Annotated in this window: 14 protein-coding genes; 3 read left to right on the top strand and 11 right to left on the bottom strand. The window is 36.2% G+C overall.

What is annotated here, in order from left to right; genetic code table 11:
- Positions 1 to 48: 48 nt before the first annotated feature.
- Positions 49 to 1,644 (top strand): Ig-like domain-containing protein, encoded by a 1,596-nt coding sequence (locus PSU83_RS05540; protein WP_300587702.1) that lies wholly within the window; start codon positions 49 to 51, stop codon positions 1,642 to 1,644.
- A gap of 29 nt (positions 1,645 to 1,673) precedes the next feature.
- Here PSU83_RS05540 and PSU83_RS05545 read toward each other — a convergent pair whose 3' ends face one another.
- The 7 genes from PSU83_RS05545 to PSU83_RS05575 all read right to left on the bottom strand — a co-directional run bounded on the left by PSU83_RS05545 (position 1,674) and on the right by PSU83_RS05575 (position 10,806).
- Entirely contained in the window at positions 1,674 to 2,438 is a 765-nt protein-coding gene (locus tag PSU83_RS05545; RefSeq protein ID WP_300587705.1) for an amidohydrolase, read from the bottom strand.
- A gap of 51 nt (positions 2,439 to 2,489) precedes the next feature.
- Positions 2,490 to 5,333 carry a GH92 family glycosyl hydrolase gene (locus tag PSU83_RS05550; protein WP_300587708.1) on the bottom strand — a complete coding sequence of 948 codons (2,844 nt, stop codon included), beginning with the start codon at positions 5,331 to 5,333 and terminating at the stop codon, positions 2,490 to 2,492.
- Positions 5,334 to 5,371: 38 nt separating this feature from the next.
- Entirely contained in the window at positions 5,372 to 6,211 is an 840-nt protein-coding gene (locus tag PSU83_RS05555; RefSeq protein ID WP_300587711.1) for an endonuclease/exonuclease/phosphatase family protein, read from the bottom strand.
- Positions 6,212 to 6,316: 105 nt separating this feature from the next.
- Positions 6,317 to 7,078: a succinate dehydrogenase/fumarate reductase iron-sulfur subunit gene (locus PSU83_RS05560; RefSeq protein WP_300587714.1), complete on the bottom strand. Its 762-nt coding sequence runs from the start codon at positions 7,076 to 7,078 to the stop codon at positions 6,317 to 6,319.
- An 8-nt stretch (positions 7,079 to 7,086) separates the two neighbouring features.
- Positions 7,087 to 9,096 carry a fumarate reductase/succinate dehydrogenase flavoprotein subunit gene (locus PSU83_RS05565; RefSeq protein ID WP_300587717.1) on the bottom strand — a complete coding sequence of 670 codons (2,010 nt, stop codon included), beginning with the start codon at positions 9,094 to 9,096 and terminating at the stop codon, positions 7,087 to 7,089.
- 13 nt (positions 9,097 to 9,109) lie between these two features.
- Positions 9,110 to 9,775 carry a succinate dehydrogenase cytochrome b subunit gene (locus tag PSU83_RS05570; protein ID WP_300587721.1) on the bottom strand — a complete coding sequence of 222 codons (666 nt, stop codon included), beginning with the start codon at positions 9,773 to 9,775 and terminating at the stop codon, positions 9,110 to 9,112.
- A gap of 161 nt (positions 9,776 to 9,936) precedes the next feature.
- Positions 9,937 to 10,806, bottom strand: a complete 870-nt coding sequence (locus PSU83_RS05575) for a hypothetical protein (RefSeq protein ID WP_300587723.1) — start codon at positions 10,804 to 10,806, stop codon at positions 9,937 to 9,939.
- A 194-nt stretch (positions 10,807 to 11,000) separates the two neighbouring features.
- Between PSU83_RS05575 and PSU83_RS05580 the strand changes: the two genes are divergently transcribed.
- A complete protein-coding gene (locus tag PSU83_RS05580; RefSeq protein WP_300587725.1) occupies positions 11,001 to 12,293 on the top strand; it encodes an aminopeptidase P family protein in 1,293 nt (430 codons plus the stop codon).
- Between the two features lie 166 nt (positions 12,294 to 12,459).
- Entirely contained in the window at positions 12,460 to 13,242 is a 783-nt protein-coding gene (locus PSU83_RS05585; RefSeq protein WP_300587727.1) for an alpha/beta hydrolase, read from the top strand.
- An 80-nt stretch (positions 13,243 to 13,322) separates the two neighbouring features.
- Here the strand turns inward: PSU83_RS05585 and PSU83_RS05590 are convergent, their stop codons facing one another.
- From PSU83_RS05590 to PSU83_RS05605, 4 genes are all read right to left on the bottom strand, one after another.
- Positions 13,323 to 16,082 carry a PD-(D/E)XK nuclease family protein gene (locus PSU83_RS05590; protein WP_300587729.1) on the bottom strand — a complete coding sequence of 920 codons (2,760 nt, stop codon included), beginning with the start codon at positions 16,080 to 16,082 and terminating at the stop codon, positions 13,323 to 13,325.
- Positions 16,083 to 16,144: 62 nt separating this feature from the next.
- Positions 16,145 to 17,539, bottom strand: coding sequence for an OmpA family protein (locus PSU83_RS05595; protein WP_300587731.1), 1,395 nt, complete (start codon positions 17,537 to 17,539; stop codon positions 16,145 to 16,147).
- Positions 17,540 to 17,662: 123 nt separating this feature from the next.
- On the bottom strand, positions 17,663 to 18,862 hold the full coding sequence (kbl, locus tag PSU83_RS05600) for a glycine C-acetyltransferase (RefSeq protein ID WP_300587733.1): 1,200 nt from the start codon (positions 18,860 to 18,862) through the stop codon (positions 17,663 to 17,665).
- Positions 18,863 to 18,893: 31 nt separating this feature from the next.
- Positions 18,894 to 22,043 carry a UvrD-helicase domain-containing protein gene (locus PSU83_RS05605; RefSeq protein WP_300587735.1) on the bottom strand — a complete coding sequence of 1,050 codons (3,150 nt, stop codon included), beginning with the start codon at positions 22,041 to 22,043 and terminating at the stop codon, positions 18,894 to 18,896.
- Position 22,044 lies beyond the last annotated feature (1 nt).

Genomic DNA, 22,044 nt, shown 5'->3' on the forward strand with positions numbered 1-22,044 from the left:
ATTCACACTGAATATAATTGTTATTTTGTGGATTGAAAAATCAGCAGTATGCCAAAGTCTATTCTTAAGTTTTTTTGTTTGCTTTTTGCAGTCCTTTTGGCTAGTTGCGCTAAGCGTGGCAATATCACTGGCGGAACAAAAGATACATTATCTCCTATTTTGAACGCTAGTTTTCCGAAAAATTTAACTACAAATTTTAAAGGACAAGAAATTAAATTGGTTTTCGACGAATATGTGAAGTTAAAAAACATCAATAAAAATTTGATTATTTCGCCACCGATGAAAATCCAACCGGAAATTTTACCTTATACAGCAAGTAAAGTTATTACAATCAAAATTAAAGACACACTTAAGCCCAACACCACGTACAGTTTCAATTTTGGTCAAAGTATAGAAGACAATAACGAAGGAAATCCGTATTCGCAATTCAAATATGTATTTTCAACCGGTTCTTATATTGACTCTCTGAAAATTAATGTAAAAATCAAAGATGCATTAGAAAACAAAGTGGCTAATTTCGTTTCGGTAATGCTTTATGAAATTAATGAAAAGTTCAATGATTCAACAATTTATAAGGAATCACCAAGATACATTACCAACACCTTAGATAGTTTAAAAGTAGTTACGCTCGAAAATATCAAAGCAGGAAAATATCTTTTACTAGCGCTGAAAGACAACGGCAATAATAAATTTAATCCGAATGTTGATAAAATTGCTTTCCAAAAAGAATACATTACGATTCCGAATGATAGCGTTTTTGAACTAAAATTATTCAAGGAAAAACTTCCTTTTAAAGCTATAAAACCAACACAATCTTCAAATAACAGACTAATAATGGGTCACGAAGGCGACGGAAAAAACATCAAAATAACCGTTAAAAATGGTTCGGAGGTAGTTCCATCAATGGTAACTCATTTTCCTAAAAAGGATTCGGTTCAAATTTGGTTCAAACCAATGAAGGCAGATTCACTACATATTTTGGTTGAAAAAGATAAATTTCTCAAAGACTTTACAGTAAAAATCAATAAACAAAAAACAGATACTTTAAGTTTTAATGTCGATTTTAATGGTGTTATTCCTTTACGCGAGCGATTTGCGGTAAACAGTGGCATTCCTTTAGTAAAATTTGACAAATCAAAAATTACTATTTTAAACAAAGATTCTCTAGCAGTAGCTTTCGATACCGAGTACGATGAATTTGAACAAAAACTCTTTTTAAACTTTAAGAAAGAAGAATTAGAAAGCTATAAAATTAGGTTTATGCCTGGAGCTTTGACCGATTTCTATGAAAAGCAAAATGATACTTTAACCTATAAAGTTGGGACCAAAAGCAACACCGATTATGGCAATTTACGCGTGCTTTTAGAAAACGTGAAGCGATTTCCTGTGATTGTCGAATTAACGGATAAAGACGGAAAAGTAAAAGCTTCAGAATATTCAGAAAGTAATACTACTGTTGAATTTGTGGCAATCGAACCAGCAAAATATACACTTCGACTTATCTATGACGACAATAAAAATAAAATTTGGGACTCCGGAAATTATATGGAAAGACGCCAATCCGAAGAAGTGATTTATTTCCCAAAAGAGATTGATGTGCGCTCCAATTGGGATGTTGAGCAGCCGTTCAACGTAAAGATTTAAGAATGTAATTAACGATTTTCATTTGAGAATTATTCCAACTGAAATTCATCCTTATCGTTTAAAAATGATAGGTTGTTTCTTGTTTCCAACAGTTTTTCTTTATCCAATTCTATCCTAAAAACGCCTTCGGCTTCCTGCGGTTCTATTAGATAGTTTCCGAGAAAATCAACGGCTTGCGAATGCCCAATATAATCATGATTGTTCGCATCAGTGCCAATTCGGTTAACGCCAATAGTATAGCACATATTTTCAACAGCACGTGCTTTTAGTAAAATATCCCACGCATTGATGCGGATTTTTGGCCAATTGGCAACATACAACAACAAATCATACTCTTCCCTATTTCTGGAAAAAACAGGGAAACGCAAATCATAACAAACGAGCGGACAAATTTTGAATCCTTTATAGTCTACAATCAGTTTATCTTTCCCAGCGGTATAGAATTTATCCTCACCAGCTAAGGTAAACAAATGCCTCTTATCATACCATTTTACTTCGCCTGTTGGGTAAACAAACAGCAATCTGTTATAATAATTTCCGTTTTCTTCAATTACTAAACTTCCGGTGATAGCAGCATTTTTGGCTTTCGCCAGATGTTGGAGCCATAAAACCGTTTCACCTTGCATAGTTTCGGCAATTGCCTGCGGATTCATCGTAAATCCCGATGAAAACATTTCGGGAAGTACAATCAAATCGACGTCTTCCATAAAACCTGTGATTTTTTGGGCCAAATGGCTTCTGTTTTCCGTTGGGTTTTCCCAAGTTAATGCAGTTTGGATTAGGGCTATTTTCATGGTTTTATTTTACAGTGTTTGACCAATGCCTACACAAAGTGTCACAAAGATTTATTTAATAGTTATTTCATCTATAAAAATAAAAGCCTCTCCACCAAAGCCTTGATGCCAATCGGGAAGTTTGCCAAAGTTATAGGCTTTTACTTTAACATACTTTGCTTTTGTCTTTTTATTCCAATTGAAATTCTTGATTTCATTTTGGGTTTCTTTTGGGTCTGTTGTATTTTCAACTGTCCCAGCTAAAGTAAAGTTGCTATTATCCATTGAAACATAATATTCTACTTTGGTTGGCATCAAAATCCACGAACGGGAATCCTGCAAAAATGTTGCTCCAATAGAATTAATTTCTTTAATTTCCTGTAAATCAACTACAGCTTCAAAATCCTGACTTTGATACCCTTGCCAATCGCCTTTGCGCCAGTTTTCACTGCCAAAAATTCCGTCTAATAAACCATCCGGTCCACCAGCATGATACTGCGGATTGTATTTGGATTTAATGTCGATGGTATAATTATTTGGTTTTTTAAAAAAGGTGGCAGCAACGATACTGCTTGATGAAAAACCTGTGAAATTCGTTTTCGAATAAGCGTAAACAGAAGTTGATGTGTCTATTTTTATGGGATTAGTATACAATTTAAAGTCTTTTTCATCTCCGATTTTATAAAATGTTGAAATGTGTTTTAACGATTCCGTGTCAGAATTATTATTTTCAATTTTAATTAATGTAGTATCTTTAAATGACTTACCCTCTGCTGTGATAACTGGAACCGGAACTATAATTGTTATTTCTGGTTTATTTGAATCTCTAAAGCTATCTACTTCGACTGGTGCATCATCTATAGCTTCATCATAGGCATCGAAAGTTCGTAGAATAAATTTATCCGTGCTCTTCGTAATTTCTTTCGCTACCTTATTCTCAAAATTGACTTTTACTTTATCAAAATATGGAATCGAAATTGCCCAATTTTTCTGTCCTGGCGTTACATTATAAATCCCCATTGCACTCAACACATACCAAGCACTCATTTGACCGCAGTCTTCGTTGCCTATTAATCCGTCAGGAGCATTTTTGTAGAAATTATTTAAAATGAAATGCACTTTTTCCGTTGTCTTTTCTGGTTTCCCAACGTAATTATACAAATACGCCATGTGATGACTAGGCTCATTGCCGTGTGCATATTGCCCAATTAAACCGGTAACATCAACTTGTTCGCGACCTGTGGTTTTGCTTTCGCTGTTGAACATTTCGTCTAGTTTCGCCTCAAATTTATTGTTTCCGCCAAAAGCATTAATCATTCCTGGAATATCTTGTGGTGCAAAAAAAGAATACTGCCACGAATTGCCTTCGGTAAAGTTGTTATTGATTTCTTTTGGGTCAAAAGGTTTGTCCCAACCGCCATTCTTTTTCGGACGCATAAAACCCGTATTCCAGTCAAAGACGTTTTTCCAATTTTGAGATCGTTTAATGAAGTATTGGTAATCGTCTTGTTTACCTAAAATTTGAGCCATTTGGGCGATACACCAATCGTCGTAAGCATATTCCACCGTTTTGGAAACACTTTCGTGTTCGTCATCCATTGAAATAAAGCCTTGTTTTTTATACGCATCTAAACCCAAATGATCGAGCATTGCGGAATGTTTTGCCGCTTCAAAAGCTTTGTTATAATCAAAACCTGTAATCCCTTTTGCCATCGCATCTGCCATCACAGAAACGGAATGATAGCCAATCATACAGTCGGTTTCATTAGATGCCAATTCCCAAACGGGCAATCGACCTCCTTGTTCGTATTGTTTTAGAAACGTATTGATAAAATCGGCTGTGCGTTTCTTTTCAATTAAAGAATACAAAGGATGCGCTGCTCTAAAGGTGTCCCAAAGCGAGAAAACCGAGTAGTAATCAAATCCTTCTCCTTCATGAACTCTATTGTCTCTGCCACGGTATTTTCCGTCGCTATCTTGCGCGATATTAGGCTGGACCATCGTATGATATAAAGCCGTGTAGAAAATTGTTAACTTGTCTTTATTGGTTTCTGTAACTTCTATCTTTGCTAATTGTTTATTCCAAAGTGCTTCAGCGTCTTTTTTGACTTTATTGAAATCCCAACCTTTGATTTCAGAACTGTTTAGTTTTGCGCCATCATAACTTGTTGGAGAAAGTGCGACTTTAATTAAAATTTTTTCTCCTTTTTTGACTTCTTTAGAAAACGCTAATTTCAATTCAATTCCAGAATAAAAACCCGAACGGTGCTCTTGATTGGCCTCAGTTTTGGAGATTTTCATTGGAACATTGAATTCTATTTGGGCATAAACATACTGATCTCGTGCCCAAGACTCACTTCTTCGTAGAATTTGAATGGTTTTGTTATCGATGATTTTCACATCGCCAAAGAGCAATTTATCTCTGTGATTTAAATCGAGAATAATATTGGCTTGGCCACTTTTATTGAACGTATATTCATGAAAACCAACTCTCGTTGTTGTTGTTAATCGAACGTCAATATTGTGTTTGTCTAATTTCACAGCATAAAATCCAGCGGACGCTTTTTCAGTATCATGAGAAAAGGTTGAGGAATAAATTTTGTTGTCAAAACTTGGTTCACCTACAGTCGGCATCAGCATAATATCACCAAAATCAGAAACGCCAGTTCCGTTTAAATGCGTATGTGAAAAGCCATAAATAACGTTATCTGAAAAATGATACCCGGAACAACCATCCCAACTCCCGTCGATTCTCGTGTCGGGCGAAAGCTGTACCATTCCAAACGGAACTGTAGCGCCAGGATAAGTGTGTCCATGACCACCAGTTCCAATCATTGGATTAACGTACTGATGGTAGTTTTGGCTCAAAGAAAGTGTAGTATATAATAAAAATAGCGCTGAAAGTGTTTTTTTCATTGTGGTGTTTGTTGGTTCATCAAAGATAAAAAATGCTTTCAATTAAAACTAAGTTCAATAAAAACAGGCAAATGATCTGAAGGATATTTCAAATCTTTGGAATCGCTCAAAACAGCATATTTTATTACTTTCCAAGGGCTGTTTTTGGATAGAAATATATAATCAATCTTTTTTGTAACTGCTTCGTTGTGTTTAAATGCATTAAAGGTTCCACTTGGGCCAAATGGACTATCTTGTGAAATATCCTGACTGTCGTTCATCTCTTTTTTCAGCGCAATAATTCGCTCTTCTGTGGGTTGCGAATTGAAATCGCCCATAAAAAATACAGGATGGTTTTTAATATTCAATGTTTTAATTTTAGTCAAGATTACTTGAATTGAATTCGTTCGCGCCAATTCACCAATATGATCTAAATGGATATTAAAAATCCAAAATGTCTGCTTAGTTTTCTTGTCTTTCAGTAAAACATAGGTGCAAATTCTATTAAGTGCGGCATCCCATCCTTTGGAAATTACATCGGGCGTTTCGGATAGCCAAAAAGTATTTTGCTGTAACATTTCAAACCGGTTTTTTTTGAAAAATAGGTTTGATGATTCTCCTTTACCAATGCCATCACGTGCCATTCCGACATAAGTATAGCTGGGCAACAAGGAAGCAATAGCACTAACCTGATTGGGTAACGCTTCCTGAATTCCGAATACATCCGGTTCATAAAATGACAATTGGGAACAGATAAACTCTTTCCTATTTTGCCAAGCATTCTCGCCATCATTAGGATTGTCATAACGAACATTATAGGTCATCATTTTCAAATTTTGTCCATTGGCAATTCCGTTTGAAAACAAAATAAAAATTATAAAAAACACAAGCTTTTTCATTGGAATGGAATTTGAAGTTTTTAGCTTGGTAAATATAGTTGATTCCATAAAAAAACGCACCCAAATTACTGAATGCGTTTTTGTATTATGTATGTAAGTATGAAATTATTTTAAACTAGCCGATAAATATTCTCTGTTCATACGGGCAATATTTTCTAATGAAATTCCTTTTGGGCATTCTACTTCGCAAGCACCAGTATTGGTACAATTTCCGAATCCTTCTTCGTCCATTTGGCGCACCATATTTAATACTCGTGCAGTTGCTTCTACTTTTCCTTGCGGTAATAAAGCGTATTGTGATACTTTAGCACCCACAAATAACATTGCCGAACCGTTTTTACAAGACGCAACACAAGCACCGCAACCAATACAAGCTGCCGCCATAAAGGCTTTATCTGCATCGTCTTTTGGAATTGGAATGGTATTGGCGTCAATGGTTCTTCCAGAAGTATTTACAGAAACGAAACCTCCAGCTTGTTGAATTCTGTCAAAAGAACTTCTGTCAACTACTAAATCTTTTACAACTGGGAAGGCTTTACTTCTCCAAGGCTCAATAAAAATTGTGTCTCCATCATTGAATTTACGCATGTGCAATTGACAAGTAGTTGTTCCGGTTTCTGGACCGTGTGCTCTACCGTTTATGTACAATGAACACATCCCGCAAATTCCTTCACGACAGTCATGATCGAAAGCTACAGGCGATTTTTTTTCATTGATTAATTGCTCGTTTAACTGGTCTAACATTTCCAAAAACGAACTTGCAGTCGAAACATTATCCAATTTATAAGTTTCCATGCTTCCTTTTGATTTCGCATCTTTCTGACGCCAAATTTTAAGGTTTATATTGATATTTTTTGCTGAAGACATAATGTATATTATTTGTAATTTCTAGCTGCAATTTTTATAAACTCGTATTTCAATTCTTCCTTATTTAGGATTTCTTTACTGATATCGTAACCCATATATTCCCAGGCACTCACAAAAGAAAAGTTCTCGTCATCTCTAAGTGTTTCTCCTTCTGAGTCTTGATATTCTTCACGGAAATGTCCTCCACAAGATTCTTTTCGCTGTAAAGCATCCATTGCCATCAATTGGCCTAGATCGAAAAAGTCGGCTACGCGAAGTGCTTTTTCAAGCTCAGGGTTCAATTCATCCGAAGTTCCCGGAACGTATACCTCTTTATAAAATTCTTCTTTTAAAGCGGCAATTTCAGCAATAGCTTCGTTTAATCCCTTTTCATTTCTGCCCATACCCACTTTATTCCACATAATCAAACCAAGCCTTTTGTGAAAATGGTCCACTGTTTTTGAACCGTTGTTGTTAATGAATTTATCAATAGAATCTTTAACACTATTTTCTGCTTCTTCAAATTCAGGTGAATCGGTTGGAATTTTCCCAGTTCTGATTTCATCTGCTAAATAATTTGAGATCGTGTAAGGCAGTACAAAATAACCATCGGCCAATCCTTGCATTAATGCCGAAGCACCTAATCTGTTTGCTCCGTGGTCAGAGAAATTAGCTTCTCCGGCAACGAAACAACCCGGAATAGTGGATTGTAAATTATAATCTACCCAAACGCCACCCATAGTATAGTGAACCGCAGGATAAATCTTCATTGGCGTTTCATATGGATTCTCATCGGTGATTTTTTGATACATCGCGAAAAGGTTGCCATATTTTTCTTCCAACCATTTTTTTCCTAATTGGGTTATTTCTTCTGGTGTTGGGTTATGATTCCCTTGACCATATGCTACTTGCTTTCCTTTATTTTGAATTTCGGTCGAGAAATCCAAATAAACGCCTTCATTGGTGTCATTTGCTTCAATTCCGAATCCTTGATCACACAATTCTTTCGCAGCTCTAGAGGAAATATCACGGGGTGCCAAATTTCCATAAGAAGGATATTTTCGTTCCAAGTAATAATCTCTATCGTCTTCTGCTATTTGTGATGCTGTTAATTTTCCTTCACGAATGGCTTGTGCATCTTCTTTCTTTTTTGGAACCCAAATTCTACCTGAGTTACGCAATGATTCTGACATCAGTGTCAATTTTGCTTGGTTGGTTCCATGAACAGGAATACAAGTTGGGTGAATCTGAACAAAACAAGGATTCGCGTACAAAGCACCACGCTTGTGCACCTTCCAACCCGCCGTTACGTTGCTTCCCATTGCATTAGTAGAAAGAAAATAAACATTTCCATATCCTCCAGTTGCTATAACAACCGCATGCGCCGAATGTCTTTCCAATTTTCCTGTAACCAAATCACGAGCTATAATTCCACGTGCTTTTCCGTCCACTTTTACTAAATCTAACATTTCGTGACGGCTGAACATTTTAACTCTACCTAAACCAATTTGTCTAGATAAGGCTGAATACGCTCCAAGTAATAATTGTTGTCCTGTTTGACCAGCTGCGTAAAACGTACGTTGTAATTGCGTTCCTCCAAAAGAACGGTTGTCTAACATTCCACCATATTCTCGAGCAAAAGGCACCCCTTGTGCCACACATTGATCAATAATATTTACTGATACTTCCGCTAAACGATGAACATTAGCTTCACGTGATCTGTAATCTCCCCCTTTTATAGTATCGTAAAATAATCTATACGTACTGTCACCATCATTTTGATAATTCTTAGCTGCATTGATTCCACCTTGAGCCGCAATTGAATGTGCTCTTCTTGGTGAATCTTGAAAACAAAATGCTTTCACATTATAACCCATTTCGCCTAAAGATGCTGCTGCAGAAGCTCCGGCCAAACCGGTACCAACCACAATAATATCAATCTTAGGTCGGTTATTAGGCGCAACTAATTTTAAATGATCTTTATAATCGGTCCATTTGTCCGAGATTGGACCTTCTGGTATTTTTGAATCTAGTTTCATTTATAACTTGAAATTAATGATTAAAATGATGAAACAATGCAATGAAAATGAATCCGAATGGGACAACAATTGCAAATGCATATCCTAATTTATGTAGTCCTTTTGAAAATTTATTGTTAAATCCAACCGATTGCATTGACGAGTTGAAACCATGCCACAAGTGCAATGACAATAGCAAGAAAGACAAACTGTACAATGCTGTTCGCACTGGACTTTCAAATTTGTGAACCAATTCGCCATAATATCGTGTTGGCTCTAATGGATTGACTTCAACATATTTATAAACCATTTCAGGAACCCAAAAATCATAAAAATGGACACCTAAAAATGCTAAAACTACAACACCTGAAATAATCATATTTCTTGATGCCCAAGAAGAATTTGCCGCACCATTATTCTTTGCATACGCTATTGGTCGTGCAGCTCTATTTTGAAAATCCAAAACAAATCCCATGATAAAATGAAAAACAACTCCAACTATCAAAATAGGTTGAATTACAAATTGAACCAAAGGATTATTTCCCATAAAATGAGAAATGGAATTAAAAGTGTCGGGACTAAAAACTGACGTGCTATTTATAAAAAAATGTTGTGCTAAAAACAAAAGCAAGAAAAGTCCGGAAAGTGCCATGGCAACTTTTTTTGCAATGGACGAACTCAAAATAGAAGATTTTGCCATAAGTGTATGTAATTTATTTTAAAAAATCACACAAAAATACACCTATTTGCCAACAACTACAACCTTTTCGCTGTAATTTATAATCAATTTAAAGTGACTTTAACAATTGTTGACTGTCAGTAGTTTACTTAGTAATTTAGCACTCCCAACAGTCAGCCAAATTACTTAACAAACGTTGGTAGCAAGCCCCGTAACCCCATATCAACAACATTCTCTTCAGCAGTGGGTTCAAACTTTCCATCAGGTATAACTTCATGCCATTCAAAACTCTTGTTAATTGAAAGCGATAATGTAACTACGACATCATTTGATTCTGTTCCGGTAAGTACCAGATTACTTGGAAATTTTCCCGTAACGACGCACGAACCTGAAGGAATTGGGGATGTTGCAGCAAGCGGGTTTGGAACTGTTGTGGCTCCAGCAGCTGCTTGCCCCGAAGTGGAATAAGGCTGATCAGATAAGCCAAAGGCCCAATAACCTTGTGCCCTGTTGCCATTAACTGCAAAAATAGAATTACCAATATTAAATGTAGAAATGTAAGTATTGAATCCCACAAAACTGGCTAAAGTTCCCGCATAATCATTTCCGTTTGCGGCGCGTAAATTAATTTGATAATTTTGATAAGAAAGAGAAACACGCATCCATTCATAGCTTCCGGCAGCTACCGCACTCAATGGAATTTTAAGGAATGTTTCGCCTTCTGCCACAACTTTGGATTGATCAAAATCAATAGCGTTGCTTCCGCCATCATTAGTCTCAGGAGCATGGTATAAAATTGTTCCTTGTCCGAGCTGCGTAGTTGCACTAGCCGCCATTTCAACATAGTGTGCAGAAATACTATTAAAAGTAGGAGTTTGAGCCGCATTACCTGTCGCAACCGGCGCTGGCAGACCTAGATTATTGAGTCTCGTTTGGTTTGGGTCAAATTTAAATTTAATGATCAACATTGGTTCTTCATTCGACTCTTTACTGCACGACACGAACGAAAAAATTGCGGATAAAAGCACTAGAATACTAACTGTCTTGTTCATCTTTACTTAACTTAGTTTAAATTTACAACATCGACATTAATCGATTTCTGTAACAAATAACGTAAAAAAGTTGTTTTTATTACGTTTGAAATAAATAATACTACTTGATTGGCCTTTAATTTTATTCTTTATGTAATTTTGAAAAACATTTTATCTAAGTAGTCAAATAATTTAAAAAGTCTAAATAATCTAATATGAAATACCATCAAATAGACCGCAACCTTTTCATCAAAAACAGAGCGAAATTCACGGCACAAATGAAACCAAACAGTGTTGCTATTTTCAATTCAAATGATATTTATCCGGTTTCTGCAGACAGTTCACTTCCGTTTGCACAGCATAGAGACATCTTCTATTTATCAGGAGTTGACCAGGAAGAAAGCATTTTGTTATTGTTTCCCGATGCTCCTTATGAGCACTTAAAACAAATTTTATTTCTAAAAGAAACCAACGAGCACATTGCGGTTTGGGAAGGCGAAAAACTAACCAAAGAAAGGGCTTTGGAGGTTTCCGGAATCAAATCGGTGATCTGGTTGCAAGATTTTCACAAGACGTTGAAAGAAGTGATGGCTTACGCTGAAACGATGTACATCAACACCAATGAGCATTATCGAGCTTCCATCGAAACCGAAACCCGTGAAGCGCGTTTTGTAAAATGGTGGAAAGAAAATTATCCAGCACACAAAGTGGAAAAATCGAACCCAATTCTACAACGCATTCGTTCCATAAAAGAAAGCGAAGAACTCGATTTAATTCAAACCGCATGTGATATTACCGAAAAAGGCTACCGCAGAATCTTGCACTTCGTAAAACCAAATGTAATGGAATACGAAATCGAAGCCGAATTTGCACACGAATTCCTTAGAAATCGCTCTAAAGGTTTTGCTTATACTCCAATCATTGCATCAGGAAACAATGCAAATGTGTTGCATTACATCGAAAACAACCAGCAATGCAACCCTGGCGATTTGATTCTGTTAGATGTAGGTGCTGAATATGCTAATTATTCCAGCGATATGACCAGAATGGTTCCCGTTTCAGGAAAATTCTCGGACCGACAAAAAGACGTTTACAATGCTGTTCTTCGCGTAAAAAACGAAGCCACTAAAATGCTGACCGTTGGTAATCTCTGGAAACAGTATCATGTAGAAGTTGGAAAAATAATGACTTCTGAACTACTAGGTTTGGGATTAATAGACAAAGCCGATCTGCAAAACGAAAACCCAGATTGGCCAGCGTATAAAAAGTATTTCATGCACGGAACCTCACACCACATGGGGCTGGACACACACGATTACGGCTTATTACACGAGCCAATGAAAGCGAATATGGTGTTCACCGTTGAACCTGGGATCTACATTCCGGCAGAAGGTTTCGGAATCCGAATTGAAGACGATGTGGTAATTCAGGAAAAAGGAGAACCGTTTAATTTGATGCGAAACATTCCGATTGAAGTAGAAGAAATTGAATCGATAATGAATTCTTAATTAAGAGGAAAGGGAATAGAGATAAGGGATAAGACGGCTCACGATTGTGGGTCGTTTTTCGTTAGAAACATTTAGCACTTACGAAGATAGTAGGTGTTTCTTTAATCGTTTTTTTTCTTAATGCAAAAACTTACTTTCTTATTGGTAAAAATCTATTTTTGCAGTTATGAATACCCTAACTTATAAAAACACGAAAATAGCGTATACCGATCAAGGCAAAGGCACGGCTGTGGTTTTATTGCACGGTTTTCTCGAAAATAAAACCATGTGGAATAACTACATTCAATTATTGACTAAAAATAATCGGGTGATTACAGTTGATTTATTAGGTCATGGCGCAACCGAAAGTTTGGGTTACGTTCACGTAATGGAAGATCAAGCCGATATGATTTATGCGATTTTGATTCATTTGCGATTGCGAAAAGTAGTGCTGGTAGGGCATTCTATGGGCGGTTATGTAGCTTTGGCTTTCGCCGAATTATATCCCGATTATGTAAAGGGATTATTTTTACTAAACTCAACCGCAAGAGCCGATAGTGATGAACGAAAAATTAATAGAAGTCGCGCTATAGTAGCTGTAAAAGAAAATTATACCGGCTTTGTGCGCATGGCCATCAGCAATCTTTTTTGTGAAGAAAATCGAGAAGTATTGGCGCGTGAAATTGAGAACACTAAGCTAGAAGCCCTCAAAACTCCGTTACAAGGAATCGTCGCCGCGCTTGAAGGCATGAAGGTGCGCAAAGACAGAGAAGTGTTGTTGCATTTTGCACCCTATCCGATTCAGTTGGTTTTGGGGAAAAAGGACAGCGTATTGAATTATGAGGAAACAATGACCCAAATTGAAGCAACTAAAGTTGAACTAACCACTTTTACATACGGGCACATGTCACACATTGAAAACGAAACGGAATTGAAGAAGGTTTTGGTTGATTTTTTAAAGAAGGTGTAAAAATCTAACGAAAAGTACGCACTGTTTGACGCAAAGAACACAAAGCTTTGCGAACCTAGCGTTCCCTTTGCGGTTAAGTACTATGTTTTCTCCTCAAATGGTTTGTCAATATTCAAAATTTCTTGTAGTAAATCTACAATCTGTTCCAAGTAGTTTTCCATTATTTCTGCTGAAATTACAGGATTCTCGTCTTTGTCTTCTTTGAGTTTGAAAGGTAAAAATCCACCTTTTAAATTCTTAAAAGATATGATTCCGGCTTGAATTTCTTGTCCGTTTGCTTTCGGTTCATACATAAAAACATAGGCTAAAAGCTGAATTATTTTGTCGTTCTTGATATCTTCCGTCAAGCCAAGCCACTCTTTTAAAACCACATTATTCTTGTCAACTTTTCCAGTTTTATAATCGATGATTCTGACTTTACCGTTGCGGAGTTCAATTCGATCCACATTTCCCTTAATCAATACCGGAAAAGGAAGTCGCGCATCAGATAAAGTTCGTTCATAAGTAGTTTCTAAGGCTACAATCTGAACTATATCGCCTTGCTCTAAACTTTCGAGTTCGAGTTTCAGGAAGTTGAGTACATTTCGTTTAGCCACTTCAAACGCTAATAAGTTCCTGCCTTTTTTGATTTCGCCCTCTTTATAAACTTCCTTAAATTGTTTCAAAACCTCATCATCTATTTTCGAAAGGCAATTTTTAATATCTGCAGTCGTTAAAATTCGACCAATAAAAGGTTTGTATAATTCTTCTAGGGCGCCGTGAATTATGGTTCCTAAAGTATTGGCAGCAATGTTCTCCTCAACCTCATCCGTTTCAGAAATGCGCAATACTCGTTGAAAATAAAACTGAATCGGATTTCTAATATAAGTCGTCAATGAAGAAGGAGAAAATCCTTTTTCGGCAATTTCGCGCAGACGCAGCATGATGCTTTCGGTCTTTGGAACGACTATGGGTTGATGCGCAATATTCGGCACATCAGGATTATAATGCTGAAAAGTCAAATTGTGTTTGGGTTGTTTTTCCACTTCCAATTGGGTAATAAAACGGCTCTTTTCACCAGCATCAAAACCTTCGCTATCGGCATTATAAATCAGGTAAATATTCTTTGCTCGTTGTAATAAATGATAAAAGTGATACGTATAAATGGCATCTTTTTCTTTGAAAGTGGGCAAACCATATTCCTTCTTTACATCATACGGAATAAAAGAATTCGTTGATTTTCCGGCAGGGAATTTACCTTCGTTAACTGATGTTATGATCACGGTTTCGAAATCGAGCACACGACTTTCCAAAACTCCCATAATTTGCAACCCATTCAGCGGTTCGCCTTCAAAGGAAACTTCGGCTACCTCAATAACTTGTTTGTAAATGGCTTGCAGCGTTTTGATATCGTCAATTTTTTTATGGTCTGCGAAATAAGAAATCATCTTATTAACGACTTTAAATATCGAATACACAAAAGCATTCGTTATCTTTTCCTCTTCGTTTTCATAGTTTAAATTGTCTTTTATCTTCAGTAGAATTTGAGAAAGATTCTCTAAAACTGCAACCGAATTCGTATCCCACTTTTTAAAAATAAATTGGAATAATTCATTGCCTTCTGGATGCAATTCTTCGACTTTTTTATGAGTGATGAACGTATAGTTATTTTTATTAATTCGATACACCAATTCGCCTGCATTGACGAAAGGTTCAACTAAGGGATGCGTTAAAATATCGAGAACATCTTTATAATACATCACATAGCTTGCCGCATTTCTGGATAAAGCATTGCTGTGCATTTTGAATAATTTGGCAATAAGCAACTGAGCCGGATTATTTTTACTCGAAAATCCCATAGTGATGTTTAATGCGTCAACAGTATTGGGTAAAGAATGTAAAATCGGTAAAAGCAAATTCTCTTCGCCAAGTACCAAAGCAACATTCTGGAGGTTAGCATTGTTTTCCTCGATATGTTTTTCGATAATGCTGCCTGCAATTTTAGCTTGTCCAATTGATTTGGAAGTAGCAATGACATGAATATTCTTTTCTTCCTTAAAATCGTTTACAATCCATTCATAGGGATGGGTTTTATAATAGATCCAATCTGATTTGAATCTGCGCTGGAAAAGTCCGGCATCGTGGAAAGAATCGTACAGAAGGGTTTCATCAATATCCCAATAGATTCTAGCATTATCCAAAGCTAAAAGATGTTGAAATATCTTTTCTTCCGCTTGATTCAATGCGTTAAAACCGGCAAAAACGAATTTTTTATCACTATTATTTTCCGAGAAATGATCTAAATTTTGAACGGCCTCGCGATAAATTAATCCTTGATAACCAACACCTTTGTTAAGTAAGTATTGATAAAGAGCATGATAGTAGTCGGGAAGTTTTTTCCAGAAAGCAAGATGCTTTTCAATCAAATCGGTTCGTTTGTTGCTATCAACAGACCAATGTTCAATTTCTTTAATATTCTCAAGGTATTTTAGAATTTTATTTGGGACAAGAAGGTAACGGTCAATTTCGTTAAAATCTTGCAGCAGTGTTTTGGCCCAATTAGCAAAGTTTTCGAAGGATTCCTGTTTGTCAATATCTGTAATAGAAAGATAGACTTCATAAAATTCAAACAAGAGTTCGACGCTATCAATAGAACGAATTCCGGCAACATCCTGAATAAAATCTTCAATACTTATGATTTCAGGTGCAAATATAGTGTTGGTAATTAATGACTTCAATTCATCAATTAGGAAAACTTTGGCTCTTTTATTAGGAAGAACAATGGTTAACTCTGATAAAGTATCTGAATGATTTTTTAAAACTTCCTGGGCAAGGTGATGAAGAAATGTTGGTTTTGACATGCTATAAAAATAAAAAAACGCCCCGAATATCGGAGCGTTTTCTTAAAAATATTTTAGAAAAATTATTTTATTAATTTTACTTCTGTTCTTCTGTTATTAGCTTTACCAGCTTTAGTCTTATTACTATCGATTGGTTTAGATTCTCCAAAACCAACTGAAGATAATCTATCCGAAGCAATACCGTTTTCAACTAAGAAATCTTTAACGGCTTTAGCTCTACTTTCAGAAAGTATTTGGTTAGATGCATCTGAACCATCGCTATCAGTGTGACCTTCTAATGAGAAGTTAGAATTAGGATATTCTTTCAAGATAGCAACCATAGCTTGTAATACTGGGTAAGTTTGTTGTTTGAATGAAGATTTACCGCTATCAAATAAGATAGTTTTCGCATAATCATTCAATTTTTTCATAACTTCATCAGATACTTCTGGACAACCATTGTTAGCAACAGTTCCTGCTACATCTGGACATTTGTCATCTTTATCTAATACTTTATCTCCATCTCTATCTGGCCAAGGACAACCTGCGTTTTCTTTTGGACCTTTAACATCTGGACATTTGTCAGCTTTATCAGTAATTCCGTCTCCGTCAATATCAGGACAACCGTTTAATGATTTCAAACCAGCAACATCTGGACAAGCATCATCTTTATCAGCAATTCCGTCTCCGTCAGTATCAGGACATCCGTTGAATTCAACTGGACCAGCAACATCTGGACAAGCATCATCTTTATCAGCAATTCCGTCTCCGTCAGTATCAGGACATCCGTTGAATTGTTTTAAACCAGCAACCTCTGGACAAGCATCATCTTTGTCGTAAATTCCGTCTCCGTCTGTATCTTTTCCTCCAAATTTGAAAGTAAGACCTGCGAAGTGTTGCATGTGAGTTGGCATATCTTCACGTACATCTTCGAAAGAATATTTGTAAGTAGAACGAACCGAAAGACCTACCATTTCAGTAAACCAATATGTTAAACCTAAACCTCCGTTTACAGTACCTGCGTGCAACTCATCTCCAATCCATGTGTAACCTCCACCTACGTGGATAGATGGATCAATTTTTTTAGATTTAATCAAATTCATTAAACTGTAATTGATAACTGCATCAGCCGCATAGTAATTTTTGTCTCCAATATTAACGACTGTGTAAGGTCCTTCACCAACTCTAGGTAATACGTACCTTGTAATTCTGTTAACAGATCCTGTAATTCCAAAAGAGAAATTACTTCCAACGTATTTAGATACGTTTACATAAGACACTGAAGGAAGGATATTCCAGTTCTTTTTAGCATTAAAATACTGAGAGAATTGGTCTTCTACTTTAGTAGCAGCGCTAACTCTTGTATCTACTGCATTAACCCCAAACGAAATCGCCCAAGGATTGTTGCTGTCTTGAGCTTGTGAGCTGAACCCAGCCAACATCACCAAAGCAACGAATAATTTGTTAAGATGTTTCATACTTAAATTGATTAGATTATAATAATTATAATGGGACAAAAGTAATACGTAATATTCTAATATCAAAATCAAAATGTTAAAATGTGTGAATTATATAAGGATTCAACAGTAATTCTGAAATTTTTATACTTTTTTTTCAATGTTTAGCATTTCGGCAACGGCAGCAAAAGCGTTTATTGCCTTGTCCAAATGTTGCTGGGTATGAGCTGCGGAGAGCTGTACTCTAATACGCGCTTTGTCTCTTGGCACCACTGGAAAAAAGAAGCCGATAACATAAATTCCTTTTTTCAAAAGTTCGTCCGCCATAATTTGAGATAATTTTGCATCGTATAACATAACTGGAACAATTGCCGAATCACCATCAATGAAATCAATTCCGGCCTTTCTTAAGCCGTCTTTGAAGTAATTTGTATTCCATTCTAATGTATCGCGAAGTGTAGTGTCTTTTTCTAATAATTCGAAAACCTTGATGGAGGCACCAACAATTGCCGGGGCCAATGAATTTGAAAATAAATAAGGACGCGAACGCTGACGCAGAAGTTCTATAACTTCTTTTTTTGCTGTAGTATAGCCACCCATTGCGCCGCCCAACGCTTTTCCTAATGTTCCTGTGATAATATCGACGCGTCCCAGTACTCCTTTTGCTTCCATCGTTCCTTTTCCGGTTGCGCCAATAAAGCCCGCGGCGTGACATTCGTCAACCATTACTAAGGCATCATATTTGTCGGCCAAATCACAGATTTTATCTAATGGCGCTACTAATCCATCCATGGAGAAAACTCCGTCCGTTACAATAAGTTTGAAACGATGTCCGGCTTCAACCGCTTTTTTTAACTGGTTTTCCAAATCTTCCATATTGGAATTTTCATAACGATACCGCGCTGCTTTACACAAACGAACACCATCTATAATAGAAGCATGATTCAAACTATCTGAAATAATGCAATCTTCTTCTCCTAATAAAGGTTCGAAAACGCCACCATTCGCGTCAAAAGCCGCCGCATATAATATCGTGTCTTCGGTTCCGTAGAAATCGGCTATCTTTTTTTCTAATGTTTTATGAATATCTTGAGTTCCGCAAATAAAACGCACAGACGACATTCCGAAACCATGTGTATCCAAAGCATCTTTTGCTGCTTGTACGACTTCCGGATGTGAAGACAATCCTAGATAATTATTGGCACAGAAGTTTAAAACTGTTTCGCCATTCACCGTAATTTCTGCTCCTTGCGGTGATGTAATAATGCGTTCTTTTTTGAAAATTCCATTTTGCTCAATGGCGTTCAATTCATTTTGTAGGTGTTGTTGAATTTTTCCGTACATGGTATTTAGTTGTTGTTTATTTTTTTTCTGGTTACAAATTTACCACTTCCAAAGTTTCTCCAATATAAACGAGCGCTTTTTTAGTGACTTTAAAACCCATATTTTCAATTGCGCTTTGGTAACTTTCTAATTGCAATTGGTATTTTGGCTGATGTGAACCCGTTTTATAATCCAATAAATAGATTTCGTTCTGATTGTTAAGCACCATTCTGTCTGGCTTCACAATGTTTCCTTCTTTTTGGATAATGGTTTTTTCATTTAAGATTTTATTTTGAATTGCGAAAAATGATTCTAACTCCGTGTGATTTACAATTTCATTAATTGTTTTCAAAACCACTTCTTTTTGACTCGAAACAATCAATCCGTTTTCAATAGCTTTGGTTAAAGCCAAATCAATATCGTCTTTAGTTTTTATGAATGATAAAATTTCGTGCAGAATGTTTCCGTATTCAATGGCTCTTTGCTGATGCGTATTCCACATCAAACTTTCACGTTGCGCAATTTTGATATTTTTCGGATTTAATGTCGCTGCAAGTTGTGGAATCGTTTTGGTTTGATCGATGATTTCTTTCGTTACCGATAATTTATTGGGCATACCAAATTCATAGTCCAATTTACTTTCTTCAAAGCCTTTGTCTTCCAAAAACCGAATGAAAAACGAGGCCATAGTATTTGGATAATTCCCTTCTTTATTAGGCGTTTGCATACCCGAAATAATAAACAGTTGCTCTTCGGCTCTTGTTAACGCTACGTATAAAACATTGACATCATCAAGCAAATCTTCCTGCTTTTTCTGACTGTAAAGTAGTGCAGCTTCTTCGCCATAATTCGAAACCATATTGCTTTTATCGACCAAAACTTTTGGCAAACCAAATTGCTCTGCATCGGCGTTGAGCCAAATTTTCTCTTTTGGACCTTTACTGTAATCTTCATCGGCAAAAGGAAAAATCACCACCGGAAATTCCAATCCTTTTGATTTGTGAATCGTCATAATCCGAACGGCATCATTGCCTTCAGGCGACGGAATACTCAACTTTTCAGAATTGGCAATCCAATAATTCAGAAATTCCGAAATTCCGGCTTGCTTCTTCAAATCGTGTTCCAAAACCAAATCCAAAAAGAATTGAACATAGGCATTTCGTTTCTGAATCGAAATAATTTTCGAAATAATGATCTCGGTAGCTTCGTATAATGACTTCTTACGAATGTTAGCAAACGAAAAATCGATCGCGAATCCGTTCAACCATTTTTGGAACTCGGTTTCATCGCTTAAATTCATTCCTTCTGCAATAAAATCATGCGTTTGAAGTCGATCTTGCTCTAAAGCTAAATAATAAAGGAAATTTGCTTTCGCCAATAAATCGTATTTATTATTCAAATAAGACAAAACTGAAAGTATACTTTGCACTTCTGAAGACGCTCCAAGCAACAAACTATCAGTTGACAAAATCGGAATTCCATTTTCCGTTAAATAGTTGGCAACTTCGGTTCCGTGCGATTTTTTTCGCGTTAGGATTACGATGTCCTTATTGCGGAATCCACTGGATTTTACCTTGTGAATCGTTGCTAAAACTGCTTGAAGATACAATTCGTTTTTTGCCAGATTTTCTTCTTCACCAAATTCTGCTTTCTCCATTTTTGGAACAAACGAAATATTTACATATCCGCCCTTTTTAGAGTTTTCCTGCTGGAAACTATGGTTTTTGTATAATTCTTTATAATCCTCATTCGTAAATTCATCCGATAAAAATCCGAAGAAATTATTATTGAAGTTGACAATTTCAGAATAACTTCTCCAATTCGTTTCCAATGAAAATAGCTTTTTGTCCGGATTCACAAATGGATTTATCTCTTTGCTTAACGCTATAAATTGTTCCGCTTTTCCACCACGCCAGCGGTAAATCGACTGTTTTGGATCTCCAACAATCATCAAACTTCCTCTTTCGCCAGACAAATCTTCACTCGAAAGTGAATTGTCTATTAGCGGAATCAGATTGCACCATTGCATTTCAGAAGTATCTTGAAATTCGTCAATGAAAAAATGCTTGTACTTTTCGCCTAAACGTTCATAAATAAAAGGTGCAGGCTGATTTTGTATTTGGTCGAAAATGAGTTTATTAAATTCAGAAATAGATAGAATTCCTTGTTCTTTTTGGATTTTATTCAGTTCGTTACTAACCGTATTCAGTAAGGAAAGTGGCGTAATGTTTTTTAAGAAGGCTTCATAGAAATCGATTTTCTGATGAATCGCATAAATAGAAGCCAAAACCACAAGTAATTCTGGAATTATAGATTCAATAATTTCCTTATCGGATGCCGTTTTGTTGATCTTTATGTCTTCAAATTCGTGATAGGTTTTATTTTTCGGATTGAATTTTCCATCTACTACACTTCTCAAATGATTCGGAAAATGCCCGGCAGAGAATGATTTTTCATTGATTCCATTCTTCTCAATTAAAGCTAAATTATTGTTCGCCAACGTTACACTTTCAGCTCTTAATTCTTCACAAAGTTTGATCAGTTTAGCTTTGATTTCGATAAAATCTTCAATTTTTTTAGTGTTGAAATGGGTGATTTCTTCTCGATTGTTTTCATTCAGAATCAGTTTCCCTGTTTCCATAATATCGCGTGAAACATCCCAACTTTTATCATCATCGGTTTTTTCCATTGTGAAATCGACCAGCAATTTGGTTAATTGTTCATCATTTCCGGCTTCGGCAATTATAGCATCAACGGCTTCTGTCAAAAGATTTTCGGGATCCAATGTAACTTCAAAAGTAATTGGCAAATTCAAATCGTGTGCAAACGCGCGAATAACTTTGTGCGTGAATTTATCAATCGTCGAAATATCGAAAGCGGCATAATTGTGAATTAAATTCTTAATAATGCTTTTGGCTTTTTCGGTTATTGAGGCAAAACTCAAACCAGTTTCCGCATTAATATCCTGCATTAATTGTAAGGCCTTATCAGAAGGATTTTCTTTAGCAAACTCCGAAAGACTTTCCACCACACGACTTTTCATTTCGTGCACCGCTTTATTGGTAAATGTGATGGCAAGAATATTGCGATAAGCGTCTTGCTTTTTAGATAATAGAATAATTTTAAGGTATTCTTTGACCAAGGCATACGTTTTTCCGGATCCTGCTGATGCATCGTATATTGAGAAAGCTGGTTTTTGCATT

It is taken from the genome of Flavobacterium sp. (genome assembly GCF_029945805.1).
Classification (GTDB): Bacteria; Bacteroidota; Bacteroidia; order Flavobacteriales; family Flavobacteriaceae; genus Flavobacterium.